Consider the following 12,295-nt stretch of genomic DNA (forward strand, 5'->3'; position numbering starts at 1 on the left):
GAGGCGCTGCCGGAGCGCGATGCCTGCCGTCTGACGGTAGAACTGCTGAGCCTGGCCCATGAGCGCAATGTCGAGGCTCTCGAGGCCGCACTCGCTCACGCCATCCAGGGCGACCTCAATGTGGGAACTCTGCCATCGCTTGACGGCATGCGCGCCCGCTTTGCGCCGAACCCGGCCAGTGTTCCGCAGGTCAGCGTCAATCTGGGCAAGCTGGTCGATTACCGACAGGCTGATCGGCACTCGCGGGGAGGTCATGGCATGAGGCCCAATGATCCTGTCGATGCCGCGCGCCTATCCCTGATGTTGACCGATCTGCGGTTGCCGGGCAAAAGCGTCCACGGCGGCTGCGCTGATAACGCCGCCCCGCCTCGCGCACACTCTCGCGGCGGGCAGCACGGGCGCAGACCTCCCCGCAGTAGCGCTGTCCCCGGTCGCAGCTGCGGCAGATCGTTACCTGCGAACGGCAGCGGCCGCACAGAAAGAAGCGGCCCGTGAACATCCGCGACGGTCGTTTCGGAGCGCCGCTGGGAGTTTGGGGAAAAGGTCGACGGAATGCGCTGACAATGCAATAATGCAGGTCGCGCACCGTCAGTGGAGCGTGACACCGAGCCCGGACTTGCCAGTTGAGATCGGTGATACGCCGGATGTTTCTGCGGCGCTGATTACCCGCAGATCTACCACAAGGCAGGCGCATGGCGGGGTACGTCGAAAGCCGCCTCAGGGCGACTGGAGACGTGCTCCACGTCTATCGCCTTCTCAACCTCAGCGAGCACGTAGGATAGCCCGGTCTGCTCAATCCGCGCCGGGGGCACCGCCTGATGGGACAGAGCGGGCCGAACCGCGGGTATGTGATATCGGGATCCGATTAACGATGGCAATCCGAAAATGGTTTCATTTGTAATGGCTGCGCGTCGCACCCCAGGTGTGGCCTTCGTGACCCGATGCAAGGCACAGTCAAGCGTCGAAATGATCGGGAAGCAGTGAGGCCTTTCCCAAACAAGCCCGGTGAACCATCGGCCCAGGCTTCCGAGTAGCGGTCGCGCATTTTGCACCGTGCGCGTTCGCGCGTTGTTGTGGAAAGGGCAGCCACGCAGGGCGCTTTTCGGGGGGTGCTGCCCAAGGTCGTTCTGAGTGAAAAAACGCCTTTTCCGACGAGAAATTGTCATCGACATATGGACGCCTAAGGGCGATCCGGAGCAACGCTTCCCGCACAGACAGATTTCGCGCATTGCAATATGCTGTGCGATCCCTATGTTCGGGCTGTCGACCATCTACTCCTCCCAGAAACGATGTCGGCATTGGAGGCAGCGTAATCCCCCTTGCGCTGTTTTCATAACGGCCCGCTGCCAACCCCCCGGCAGCGGGCTTGATCGTGGAAGACTGGCTTAGCCCCTAATGCGTTTGAACCCGTCGGGCAGGACGTGGGCCAGGAAGCGCCGGATGAACTCTCGGCCTCCAGCGTCATCACCTTTTGCCGATCGCCGTCACGATAGTCTTTCCACCGAAAACGGACCTTGCCATCTTCGATGTCGACGATGCGACTGTTGGCGATCGCTACACGGTGCGTGTAGCGTCCGACATAGTTCAGCACCTGCTCGGCGCCGGCAAAGGGGGCCTTGGCGAAGACCATCCAGTTGATGTGGCGCACCCGATCCAGATGACGCCGGAATGCAGCGGCGTCGCTTAGCCCTGCCAGCGACGAGAAGAAGCGTAGCTTGCCGGCTGTGAAGGCTTTCTGCAGGTCTTCCAGGAACAGCCGGCGAAACAGCCGCGAGAGCACAGCCACCGGAAGGAAGAAGCGGGGACGGCATTCTATCCACCGGCTCCCGTCCGGCGACAGCCCGCCACCCGGAACGACGCAGTGGAGGTGGGGTTATTGGAGGGGTTTTGTCCCCAGGTGTGAAGCACCGCGAAGATTCCGATCTGAGCACCGAGATGCTGGGGATCCGCAGCGATGGTGCGCAGCGTCTCGGCGGTCGCGCGGAACAGGATGTCGTAGACCGTAGCGGGATTCTGGAAGGCGATCGTTGCGATCTCGTCGGGCACGGTGAAGACGACATGGAAGTATTGCGTGTCGAGAAGCTCCGAGTGCCGTGCTTCAATCCAATCCGCGCGCGCCAGGGACTGGCATTTAGGGCAGTTGCGCGAACGGCAGCTGTTGTAGGCGATCCGCCGCTCACCGCATCGGTCGCATTGTTCGACATGGCCATCGAGCGCCGCCGTGCGGCAGCGCTCGATGGCCGTCATGGCTGCACGCCGTTCGGTCGACAGCGACGCGCCGTGCGGCTCACGCCAATCAGCACCATAGCGGCGGAATACATCCGCCACCTCCGGACCAGATCGCCCCATGGGACGGCCGTCAGAAATGTTCAGGTGGTAGCGGTGGCGCCGCCTTCGGCACGGCCGTGGCAACAGCTCCAGCGGACTCGTCGCCGCGCAGGTTGCGATCCGCAGATATTGCGCGGTCGTCGACAGGCTGCGATGGCCGAGCAGGAGCTGGATGGTACGAAGGTCGGTGCCGGCCTCAAGCAGGTGGCAGGCAAAGGCGTGCCGCAACGAATGCGGTGTCACGGCCTTGCCCAGGCCCGACAGCCGGTGCGCCTTGCCGCAGGCGTTCTGCACCGCGTTGGTCGATATCGGTTCGTTGGGGATGGCGCCGGGAAACATCCACGTCTTCGGCCGGACGGCACGCCAATAGTCGGTCAGCGTCTCAAGCAACCGCGCCGAGAGCATGACGTAACGGTCCTTCTGCCCCTTGCCCTGCTCGACGCGCAGCACCATCCGCTGTCGGTCGATGGCCTCCGGTCTCAGGTGCACCGCTTCGGAAATGCGCAGACCGGCGGCGTAGCATGTCGTCAGGATCGTCTGATGCTTCAGGCTTTCCACACAGCCGAGGAAGTGCAGCACCTCTTCGGGGCTGGGGATTACGGCGAGTGTCTTGAGCACCCTGGGGCACGGAATGATGAGATCGTAATCCCATTCGAAACCGAGTGTGACGCGGTACAGGAAACGCAGCGCCGAAACGGCCACGTGTACCCACTTTCGGCGCGAGCTTCTTCTCATTCGTCAGATAGATCTGATAGGTGCGGACATCTTCCGGCCCAATCAAGGCCGGCGACTTCGCGAAATGGCGGGCAAACTGCGAAACCTGCAGCAGATACGAGTCCTGCGTATGCGGCGACAGATTGCGGACCTGCATGTCGTTTATCATGCGTAACCGAAGCGGGGTCATTAAAGGGCTCCTTGGCATTGAGGTGACGCTGCGCGTGGGCAGCAGCGTCACCTTGCCTGAAGCAAGCCCCTATGAACCCGGCCGATTACGTCCGGCCAATCATGCCAGGATGCTTCGCCTCCGCCCGATCAACGACCTCCGTGCAGAAGCTCTCCCGCGGAGCGTGTTCGTCCAATTCGGATTATGTTGAGCACAACATAAACCAAAGGCGATATCCGGGTCATCCGGGTCGATTTCAGTAAGGAGCCAAGTCGCGCCAGCGTCCGGCGTGAACAGTTTGACGACGGGGACGAAGTCGATTTCGCCGGTCGTGCCGCGGAGAGGCTGCTGCTGGCGACCATTCGCCAGCAGCTGTTCCCGCAGGTCTCTGGTTAAGAGCTGCATGGTCACCTCCTACTCGTCGGTTTTCGGGGTGCGAAGGACGATGCGGCCATCGATCGGCAGCGCCTCGAGGAGAAGGGTGCCGCCTTCACCGTCTTCGTGGGCGAAGAAGGCGCCTATGCGCGTCCAGAAGCCTTTCTGGCCTTCTGCCTTGGCTTCCCGCACCGTGTAGGCGTGGTAGGTCGGGCCGTTCGCCTCGGTTTTCTTCGGCTTGGTGTAGCGATTGTCTTTCATGGTGTTTTCCTTTGGTTGATGGTTTCTGTCCCGGAGGACGGTTCCAAAGGAGGTCGACGCCTATGGCTGGCTTGTCCCCAACTCGGGAGCGCGGCGAAGGAGCGGGCAGGAACGGGACAAGCCGGCAGCGCCGGCCATAACGAACCAGTCATTCACTCCGGACAGCCCATCAGCGGGAAAGCAATGACTGACCGCTCGCCAGCCGATCGACCGTGAACCCAGATGGACCACGCAACGGGGGGAAGGCTATGAAGGCCAAGGCAGCTGTGAAGCAACCGCGCTCCTGGCAAGGTCACCCTGAACCAACAGTGCGATTCGGCCCGGGACGCCAACCGGGTAGCACTGTCAGGAATGTGTATGACAGTGTAATTAACGCATGCTATAAGGGGAATGAACGAGAGGCTCAATCTTGCGAACAAGCAAACCCATCACCGTGTCCCTCGGTAAGCAGCAGCAAAGCGTTGACGCGCGGTTGGCCTCAGGTGCCTACGAATCCGCCAGTGAAGTCATGCGGGCGGCGTTGCGCGCCCTCGACCGCGAAGAGGAAGCGATCAATGCGGTTCTCCGCGCACGGATCAAGGCGTCGATCGAGGATCCACGGCCGAGCCTGACTGCGGACGAGGCCGAAGCGGAAATGACACGCTTCATGGAAAGCGAAAGCAAAGCCGCGCGCCATGCGGCGCGTTAAGGTCACCTACCGACCACAGGCCATTTCCGACTTACAGGACATTTACCGAATTATCGCCGAGGCCAGCCAGAGCGACGTGGTGGCGTCGGGATTTGTGCAACGGATCATGGCACGGTGCCGAAAGATCGGTAATGTTCCCAATGGCGGCCGCCCGCGCGACGATCTGGAGCCAGGTTTGCGCACGGTCCCCTTCGAACGAACGGCGCTCATCGCCTACCGGGTAGGAGATACTGCCGAAGTCACCAATATCTTCTACGGCGGCAGGGACTACGAATCCCTCTATCGAAGCGATGAATCCGAATAGTCGTATCGGATTCACGACGGCATAGAGACGTCGCAGTTGCGGCTCGGCTGCAAGGGATGCCGCATTGGCCCTTTCCCCGCCAACGACGATCGTTAGATAGGAAAATGCTCCAGCCGCTGCTCGACCCAGATGTCGCCGACGAGGCGCCAACTTCTCCGGTCCTTACCGGCTATGACGAAGAGCGTCTGCTAACCTACATTCGCCTACTCGATGCAGCCGCCGAGGACGCCGATTGGCGGGAAGTTGCCAAGATCGTTCTGCACGCGCTTTCCGGGCCTGGAAGACGCATCTCGCGGTGGATGACGACGAACGGCTTCAAATATTTGCTCGCCGGCGGGGCACCGCATTGAAGCCTTGCGCAAGCTTTCAAGCTATTTTGTCTACATCACCAACTCAGCACCGCGACTGCAGACATCCCAGCCTGGCTCGGGCTCTCCGGATCTTCGAATTGGCGCGTGGCAGGACCTGCAGCACGCTTGAAGTACCTCTCGAAACGACCAAGCGAGCTTTAGCCGCTTTCTTCGCGATCTCGGCACGCCGCACCGGCGTCATATTGACGGTGCTGGGTGCGGGCATTGCGCCAATGCCGGTCGAGATTGTGCTCGGCAAGCGTCGAGCGCGTGCCCGCCAGCTCGAAGAGCTTGTTCGTGGCGGCGATGGCGATCTCGGTCGACAGGATTTTCGATTCCGCGGTGACGATCTGGGCATGCACAACCGTCTCGGCGGTCGGCTCGGCAACGGCCCGGTCGATCGCATGGCCGGCCTTTGCCAGCAGCGCCTGCGCGGCCGCATCTTTCCGCCCTTCGAACCAGGCTCTTTGGCGGCGCCGCTCTTACGGTCGTCCTGTACGTGCCGGTTTCCTCGCCGCGATGCTGATGACGCGGGCCGCCGCTTGGCGAAACTTGGTCGACGCCGACCGGCCTCGACGGAACGGCGCGATCAGCTCCAGGCGTGCAGCGGGATTTGCCGAGGATCGCGTATTTCCAGCGTACCGGATCGTGCAGCGCGCCGTCGGCGGTCGGCTTGTCGTAGCCTTTGAAGCCGGGCACCAGATGCGTCTTCGGCACTTTCACGTTGTCGATGATGACGGTGCCCGACAGCGTCGTGCGCTGGCCGAAGCTCGACCAGTCGTCGATCACGGTGAGGCCCGGCGCGGCACGGTCGGCGATGGCGGTGCAGGCGCGGCTCTTGGTCCGCACGAAGTTCACAGTCTCGTCGATCGCCGCCTGCGCGATGCCGGTGTCGACCGCCACCTGGATGATCTGGAAGATGGCGTCCTCTTCCTCGGTCTCGCGCACGATGGCGAAGGCGTTGACGCCGACCTTGACCGAATGATCGTTGGATTTGGCCTTGGCCTGGATATCGTCGACCTGCTTGGTGATCTCGGCCGGTGTGTTGCCGTTGGTGAAATACCAGTCCGAAACGCGCGAAGCCATGTCGCGCGCGGCGCCTCCGCCAGTTGCCTCCAGGCCCGGAATCCAGTGCTCGACCATCAGTCACCTCTCTCGGAGGCGTCGATGAGATCAACGCCGTAAAAAGAAGCCAGTCGATTCATGGCGCCTGCGATTTGCTCCGGTTGGACGCTCAATCGAAAGCCTGGTGCGAGGTGGAACCTCTCCCACATGCAATTCGAGAAGCCGCTGATCCAGCTCCTTGTCCGCCGCTGTGAGGCGATGGTTGAGGCGAAGGTAGTCCATCCAGGTCGGGGTGCGGAATGTCTCTGTCCAATACAACGGCTCCTGCAGATCGCGCTGCAGGTTCCAGTGCCGGGCGCCGACGCCGCTTTGCACCCGGCGGCGTTCCCGCATCAGGTCCAGGAAGGCTTCGATATTCGCCTCCGGTATCGAGTACTCGATCTTGACGACGATGGGGCCGCTTCTTAACTTCAGGTCCAGCGCGAGCTGCGGCGCCTCAAACCCAAAAGGATCCTGGTCGGTTTCTTTCCATTGACGGATTGGCAGCAGGAAACCGGTGGCGGCAACCAATAGGAGAGCGCCAGCGGAGCTTTCGAGCGCCAACGTGAGCGAATAGTTCTCGGCCACCATGCCCCACAGCCAGCTGCCGGCCGCGATGCCACCCGATGATAGGGCAGAGTAGATCGACAGCGCGCGACCAACGACCCAGCGTGGGCTCGACAATTGCACGCTGACGTCAAGCCCCGTCCAGGTGACGACCCAGCCAGCACCGCCGAACGCCAAGGCAATAGCCGCCACCGCCAGCGAGGGCGTGAATGCAAGCGCCAGGCAGCACGCCGCGCAGGAGATGCACGCCAGTGTCGTCAGCCGCTCTTGCGACAGCGACCGTCGAAGAACGTTGTTGGAGATGCCGGCGCACAAGGCGCCCGCCCCAAACCCGGCCATCAGGATGCCATAAGCAATTGGACCTCCTCCCAGCTGATCGCGGGCAACCAGGGGCAAGAGCGCCAGTATCGAGATGCTCGTCAGGCCGAAAAGCGTTCCGCGCGCGATTGCCGCCTTGATCTCTGACGACAGCGCCGTGAAGCGCGCACCGTCATGAATGGCCGTGGTCAAGGGCTCCCGCGGAAGAGGCGAAGAGCGGCCATTCCATCTGCAGCGCCCAATGGCCCACAGCATCGCCAGATAGGTCAGCGTCGCCACGGCGAAAGCCGTCAGTGGTCCGAACGAGGCAACGACGATGCCGCCGAGCGCGGGACCGATGCTTCGCACGGCATTGTACCCGACCGAGATCAGCGTGACCGCGGCCGGAACTTCGCGTTTTCGCAGGATGTCGCCGACCGAGGCGTGCCAGGCGGGGTCGGTAAAAGCGGCACCGCAACCGGCCAGGCAGCTGAAGGCGAGGATCATCCACGGATTGTAAAAGCCGAGCCCCACGAGAGCAGTGAGCATCGTCGATGACAACGCAATCAGGCACCAGCCGAGCGCCATCACATTGCGACGGCTGAAATTGTCGGCGATGGCCCCGGCGAAGATCGACAGGATGAATACAGGCAGCGTCGTGGAAGTCTGCACCAGAGCGACCATCACGTCAGAGGTGGAGATGGTTGCCATCAGCCAGCTGATCGCAACGGTCTGCATCAGCCAGCCTAAGCTGGACACCTGTGCGGCAAGCCATATCGCACGAAAGGTGGGGTTCTCCAGCGGAGCAAAGGTCGCCGACGAAACTGAATCCGCGTCCGCGTGCGCCACCCTGCTCATTGGGCGAGCCCTTTCTGTTCGTGAACACGTTTAGTTGGAGATTTCTCCTTCGCGCACTTGCCTGTGGAGAGTGGCAGGATCAGGGCATTACAAGTGCCGAGCCGAAGTAATTTTCGATGGCTGCTTCAAAGCCAAAACTGAACCGTTCTGGTGGAAATACCTGTTCATCCATCACCAAAGCGCCTTAAGCGGCCAATCGATCATACTACTGGAAGTTTTGGGCGGTGGCCATTGTATCTATCACGCGCGTAATGCGCGCGTCGCTTTGAGAGACGTATGGAGGGGGCTCGAATGCTACTTTCATTGCGTTCTGTGGCTGGCTTCATTCCCTCATGAAGGGCGCCCATGGTTGGCACAACGGCAATCCGTAGGCCCTCGCGGCGCCACGCGGCAACGATGCTGCGCAATTCTGAGACGATCCGGACGATCGCGGTGCTCATGCGCCTTCTCCTCCACTGACTGGGTCCGGCTCACGGCCGAAGACGTGATCGGCGGCCGGAAAGCAGCGCTCGCGCACCTCGTGTGCGTATGCCGCGATCGCTGCCTCGGCGTCCTTTCCGAGCTCTGCATAGCGTTTGACAAATCTTGGCCGAAAAGCGCCAAACAAGCCCAGCATGTCATCGACAACCAAGATTTGACCGTCGCAGGCCGGCGATGCACCGATACCGATTGTGGGTATCGCAATTTCCTGTGTAATCAGCCGAGCAAGAGCTTCCGGTATCTTCTCCAGTACGACGGCGAATGCGCCAGCCTCGGCCACCGCCGTTGCATCGCGCAGGATCCGTTCGGCATCCTCGCCTCGTCCCTGAATGTGATACCCGCCAAAAGCATTGACTGCCTGCGGCGTCAGGCCGACATGGCCCATCACGGGTATGCCACGCGCGGTCAAAAACCGTATTGTCTCAGCGACGCTTTCGCCGCCTTCGAGCTTTACTCCCGCAGCGCCGGTTTCGGCCATTACATGGGCCGCGTTGCGGAAGGCCTGCGCGGGGCTTTCCTCGTAAGAGCCAAAGGGCATGTCGACGACCATCAGGGCGCTATGAAGTCCGCGCCGCACCGCCTTACCGTGCAGGATCATCATTTCGAGCGTGACGCCAACAGTGGACGACATGCCGTGCAACACCATGCCGACGCTGTCGCCGACCAGCACCACGTCGCAATGACCGTCGACAAGCTTGGCGCCAGGCGTAGTATAGGCCGTCAAGCAAACAAGGGGCGACTTGCCCTTCCGCGCCGCGATTTCCGGGACGGTCAATGCCTTCGAACCTGCGGTTGCGCTCACCAGGTTTCTCCTTCCCCTGCGTCAGAGGATGGAAGCATGTGCCACATTTTTGTGCAGTTGCGAAGCGAGAATTTGCAGCGCACAATCATTTGCCGACGCCATTCTTGGAGTTTGGCGGGACAGCAATTCTCAGTTCCGCAAGCGTCTCCCTGGCCGCTGACCCCTCAGTCGCTGCATCCGTCCAGTCAGCAACGGTCAAGCGGGCCACCAAGACATTCGCCCGCGCACTTCTCATTGACATTGGCACAACACTGTTTATTCGTTGCGCCTCGAAGCGGACGGCGCTTTCTGTCCGCTTGGTGGATGGCGCTCATTCGTGCGTGATTTGCAAAGCGTCTATCGGCACGTGAGCCGATCCGGTCGCAGCCTACCCGGTAAAAACAAGGAAGCTTGGTGAAAACTATCGTTGTCTGTTCCGGCGGATTGGATTCCGTCACGCTCGCCTACAAGGTCGCAGCCGAAAGAGCCCTCACCCGCCTCGTGTCGTTTGACTACGGTCAGCGCCATAAAAAGGAGCTGGACTTCGCGCGCAGCTGCGCCGTGCGCCTCGGCGTGCCGCACGACGTCGTCGATATCACCGCGGTCGGCCGCCTGCTAACCGGGTCGGCGCTGACCAGCGGCGGCCCGGTCCCCGAGGGGCACTATGCCGAAGACAGCATGCGCGTCACCGTCGTACCCAATCGCAACGCAGTCATGCTGGCGGTCGCCTTTGGTGTAGCCGCGGCGGAACAGGCCGATGCCGTGGCGGCAGCGGTCCACGGCGGGGATCATTTCATCTACCCGGACTGCCGCCCGGCTTTTGTCGAAGCCTTCGAGGCCATGCAGCGCCACGCGCTGGACGGACTGGCGAGGATCGCCCTTTACGCGCCGTTCTTGCAAGTGAGCAAAGCCGACATTGTCAGTGAAGGCGCACGACTAGGCGTGCCTTTTGCGGAAACCTGGTCGTGTTACCAGGGCGGCGCTCATCATTGCGGTCGTTGCGGCACCTGCGTCGAGCGGCGCGAGGCCTTTCACCTCGCTGCTCAAAACGATCCAACATCTTACGAAGACCCCGATTACTGGATCGAAGCTTGCCAGGAATACCAGGCAACGCAACGGCAATAGAACGCGCAGTCATGTATACCATCGCCAAACGGTTTGCCTTTTCGGCCTCACATGTGATCGGCGGACTGCCGGCGGAGCATCCTTGCGCGCGGCTGCACGGCCACAACTACGAAGTCGAGGTCGTGTTGCAGTCGGCCGAGCTTGATCCGGTCGGCTTTGTCCGCGATTACCGCGAACTTTCGGAGCTCAAGGCGCTCATCGACAACACCTTGGATCATCGCCACCTCAACGAAGCCCTCGGACATGACCGGACGACTAGCGAGGTCATTGCCAAGTGGCTCTTCGACTGGTGCAGTGAGCGCTGGCCAGAAGTCGCGGCCGTGCGCATCAGCGAGACCCCGAAAACGTGGGCGGAATACCGTCCATGAAGGGGAGTATCCGCATCAGCGAGATCTTCGGCCCGACGGTCCAGGGAGAAGGTCCGTTGATCGGCCGCCCAACTGTATTCGTCCGCACCGGCGGTTGCGATTACCGCTGCAGCTGGTGCGATACCCTTTATGCGGTGCTGCCCGAGTTCCGCGAAGACTGGACGCTGATGACCCCGACCGCGATCCTGAGGGAGGTGGAGCGGCTGTCCAACTCCGCGCGGGTGCTTGTTTCGCTGTCGGGGGGCAATCCTGCACTGCAGCCTCTGGCTCCGCTCGTCGAACAGGGTCACCAGAAAGGTCATACCTTCGCCCTCGAGACCCAAGGCAGTGTTTCGCAGCCTTGGTTTGCCGCGCTCGACTGGCTCGTTCTTAGCCCGAAGCCGCCGTCTTCGGGAATGGCGACCGACTGGCAGCCGCTCGACGATTGTGTCGCGGCGGCAAAGAGCGGAACGCGATGCGTCGTCAAGGTGACTGTGTTTGACGACGACGACTACAGCTACGCGCGGCTAATGGCGAGCCGCTATCCGGTTCTGCCGGTTTATCTGCAGGTCGGCAACCCTGCTCCGCTGATCTCCCATGCGGGCCTTGGCAGCGAACAGGCCGACATCGACGATCTGATGCGGCGCTTCCGCTGGCTTGTCGACAAGGTCACGGCGGATGGTTGGTTCACGGCAACGGTCCTGCCGCAGTTGCATGTGCTGGCCTGGGGTAACAGACGCGGCGTCTGACGGTTTCGTCTTGATTCCCCGGCAGCACGCTTGTCGATTTAGACGGGCCCTTGTTACCCATGTTCACTTGGTCCTTGAGGTGGCGCGGCCAAATCGGGAAAACATTTTCCAGCCCGAAGCCGCAAGGCTTGCAGCAGGACAGACAGAGCCATAACTTTTCCGACGGTGGGATTCGACTTATCACGCAGGCCGTCGTGTGATTTCCGCTTTCCTGTCGGCACGGTCTCTCGATTGTCAAGGACACGTTCGTTGTCGAGCGGAAGCTTTTCGAAAAAGCCTAGCAGCTCGGCTCGACGCAGTTTGCGATTGAAAATCGGCGCGCCCTCGGCGTCGGCGCCATGAATTTGAAAAACGTTCTTGGCCAAATCCACGTCGATGGTGCTAACCTACTTCACGGAACGGCTCCCTTCCTTGTGGCGTTGCTTGCAACGACCACGTTCTAGCACTTAGATGCTGTCGGTAGCGGGCCGTTCCACACCATCAATCTGGGAGAGCGCGCGCTCTCACGTTGATTGCCGCGCCGCACCGAGCGGGCGTGTTAGAAAATGGAGGCCTGTGGACGCGGGTTTTCCTGACCGGTCAGCTTCTCGACAGCTGATTGCGATAGCGTGTCGTTGGCGTCTGACTCAACCATTCGCCGCTGAGGCTTTGATCTGACCCTGTCTGCGCAGACTTGCGAGCAATCAATATTTTCGATGGAGAGCAGTATGGATGGTTCTCAGTTCAATCCTCGGCAATTGAACCCGTCTGCGCCAGGCTTCGCACGGCAGAATACCGGCATGCACGTAGGGCAACAGG

11 protein-coding genes and 6 pseudogenes are annotated in these 12,295 nt (G+C 61.4%); 7 read left to right on the forward strand and 10 right to left on the reverse strand.

What is annotated here, in order from left to right; genetic code table 11:
• Nucleotides 1–262: pseudogene (locus ACWGTI_RS31330) on the forward strand (IS21 family transposase); the annotation flags it as partial.
• Between the two features lie 1,129 nt (nt 263–1,391).
• On the opposite strand, the pseudogene ACWGTI_RS31335 reads toward ACWGTI_RS31330, so the two are convergent.
• The 4 genes and pseudogenes from ACWGTI_RS31335 to ACWGTI_RS31350 form a co-directional block, all read right to left on the reverse strand.
• A pseudogene (locus ACWGTI_RS31335) lies at nt 1,392–2,349 on the reverse strand (IS91 family transposase); the annotation flags it as partial.
• Between the two features lie 10 nt (nt 2,350–2,359).
• Nucleotides 2,360–3,232, reverse strand: a pseudogene (locus tag ACWGTI_RS31340) (site-specific integrase).
• Between the two features lie 99 nt (nt 3,233–3,331).
• Nucleotides 3,332–3,616, reverse strand: coding sequence for a DUF2958 domain-containing protein (locus ACWGTI_RS31345; protein WP_454578765.1), 285 nt, complete (start codon nt 3,614–3,616; stop codon nt 3,332–3,334).
• Nucleotides 3,617–3,625: 9 nt separating this feature from the next.
• On the reverse strand, nt 3,626–3,847 hold the full coding sequence (locus tag ACWGTI_RS31350) for a hypothetical protein (RefSeq protein WP_454578766.1): 222 nt from the start codon (nt 3,845–3,847) through the stop codon (nt 3,626–3,628).
• Nucleotides 3,848–4,256: 409 nt separating this feature from the next.
• On the opposite strand from ACWGTI_RS31350, the gene ACWGTI_RS31355 reads away from it, so the two are divergent.
• The 3 genes from ACWGTI_RS31355 to ACWGTI_RS31365 all read left to right on the forward strand — a co-directional run bounded on the left by ACWGTI_RS31355 (nt 4,257) and on the right by ACWGTI_RS31365 (nt 5,189).
• Nucleotides 4,257–4,535 carry a type II toxin-antitoxin system ParD family antitoxin gene (locus ACWGTI_RS31355; protein ID WP_454578767.1) on the forward strand — a complete coding sequence of 93 codons (279 nt, stop codon included), beginning with the start codon at nt 4,257–4,259 and terminating at the stop codon, nt 4,533–4,535.
• A complete protein-coding gene (locus tag ACWGTI_RS31360) occupies nt 4,522–4,839 on the forward strand; it encodes a type II toxin-antitoxin system RelE/ParE family toxin (protein WP_454578768.1) in 318 nt (105 codons plus the stop codon). Before ACWGTI_RS31355 ends, ACWGTI_RS31360 begins: the two co-directional genes overlap by 14 nt.
• A 104-nt stretch (nt 4,840–4,943) precedes the next feature.
• Nucleotides 4,944–5,189, forward strand: coding sequence for a DUF2285 domain-containing protein (locus ACWGTI_RS31365; protein WP_454578769.1), 246 nt, complete (start codon nt 4,944–4,946; stop codon nt 5,187–5,189).
• Between the two features lie 158 nt (nt 5,190–5,347).
• On the opposite strand, the gene ACWGTI_RS31370 is transcribed toward ACWGTI_RS31365, so the two are convergent.
• The 5 genes and pseudogenes from ACWGTI_RS31370 to panB all read right to left on the reverse strand — a co-directional run bounded on the left by ACWGTI_RS31370 (nt 5,348) and on the right by panB (nt 9,297).
• Nucleotides 5,348–5,614 carry a hypothetical protein gene (locus tag ACWGTI_RS31370; RefSeq protein ID WP_454578771.1) on the reverse strand — a complete coding sequence of 89 codons (267 nt, stop codon included), beginning with the start codon at nt 5,612–5,614 and terminating at the stop codon, nt 5,348–5,350.
• Nucleotides 5,615–5,840: 226 nt separating this feature from the next.
• A pseudogene (locus tag ACWGTI_RS31375) lies at nt 5,841–6,287 on the reverse strand (LLM class flavin-dependent oxidoreductase); the annotation flags it as partial.
• A 75-nt stretch (nt 6,288–6,362) separates the two neighbouring features.
• Entirely contained in the window at nt 6,363–8,015 is a 1,653-nt protein-coding gene (locus tag ACWGTI_RS31380; RefSeq protein WP_454578770.1) for an MFS transporter, read from the reverse strand.
• A 326-nt stretch (nt 8,016–8,341) separates the two neighbouring features.
• Nucleotides 8,342–8,455 (reverse strand): annotated as a pseudogene (locus ACWGTI_RS31385) (pantoate--beta-alanine ligase); the annotation flags it as partial.
• Nucleotides 8,452–9,297 carry a 3-methyl-2-oxobutanoate hydroxymethyltransferase gene (gene panB, locus ACWGTI_RS31390; protein ID WP_454590547.1) on the reverse strand — a complete coding sequence of 282 codons (846 nt, stop codon included), beginning with the start codon at nt 9,295–9,297 and terminating at the stop codon, nt 8,452–8,454. The pseudogene ACWGTI_RS31385 and the gene panB, both read right to left, overlap by 4 nt.
• Before the next feature lie 393 nt (nt 9,298–9,690).
• On the opposite strand from panB, the gene queC reads away from it, so the two are divergent.
• The 3 genes from queC to queE are packed head-to-tail and all read left to right on the forward strand — an operon-like array spanning nt 9,691 to nt 11,497.
• Nucleotides 9,691–10,401 (forward strand): 7-cyano-7-deazaguanine synthase QueC, encoded by a 711-nt coding sequence (queC, locus tag ACWGTI_RS31395; RefSeq protein WP_454590548.1) that lies wholly within the window; start codon nt 9,691–9,693, stop codon nt 10,399–10,401.
• 11 nt (nt 10,402–10,412) lie between these two features.
• Nucleotides 10,413–10,769 carry a 6-pyruvoyl trahydropterin synthase family protein gene (locus tag ACWGTI_RS31400; protein WP_454578879.1) on the forward strand — a complete coding sequence of 119 codons (357 nt, stop codon included), beginning with the start codon at nt 10,413–10,415 and terminating at the stop codon, nt 10,767–10,769.
• Complete coding sequence (gene queE / locus ACWGTI_RS31405) at nt 10,766–11,497, forward strand: 7-carboxy-7-deazaguanine synthase QueE (RefSeq protein ID WP_454578880.1); 732 nt, start codon at nt 10,766–10,768, stop codon at nt 11,495–11,497. Before ACWGTI_RS31400 ends, queE begins: the two co-directional genes overlap by 4 nt.
• Nucleotides 11,498–11,757: 260 nt before the next feature.
• On the opposite strand, the pseudogene ACWGTI_RS31410 reads toward queE, so the two are convergent.
• Nucleotides 11,758–11,874: pseudogene (locus ACWGTI_RS31410) on the reverse strand (IS110 family transposase); the annotation flags it as partial.
• Nucleotides 11,875–12,295: the final 421 nt, after the last annotated feature.

The sequence above is a fragment of the Mesorhizobium sp. ArgA1 genome (assembly GCF_053714375.1).

Coding starts and splice junctions, on each gene's coding strand:
- ACWGTI_RS31360 (WP_454578768.1), top strand. CDS start 4,522: ATGCGGCGCGTTAAGGTCACCTACCGACCACAGGCCATTTCCGACTTA.
- ACWGTI_RS31345 (WP_454578765.1), bottom strand. CDS start 3,616: ATGCAGCTCTTAACCAGAGACCTGCGGGAACAGCTGCTGGCGAATGGT.
- ACWGTI_RS31365 (WP_454578769.1), top strand. CDS start 4,944: ATGCTCCAGCCGCTGCTCGACCCAGATGTCGCCGACGAGGCGCCAACT.
- ACWGTI_RS31400 (WP_454578879.1), top strand. CDS start 10,413: ATGTATACCATCGCCAAACGGTTTGCCTTTTCGGCCTCACATGTGATC.
- ACWGTI_RS31380 (WP_454578770.1), bottom strand. CDS start 8,015: ATGAGCAGGGTGGCGCACGCGGACGCGGATTCAGTTTCGTCGGCGACC.
- queE (WP_454578880.1), top strand. CDS start 10,766: ATGAAGGGGAGTATCCGCATCAGCGAGATCTTCGGCCCGACGGTCCAG.
- ACWGTI_RS31350 (WP_454578766.1), bottom strand. CDS start 3,847: ATGAAAGACAATCGCTACACCAAGCCGAAGAAAACCGAGGCGAACGGC.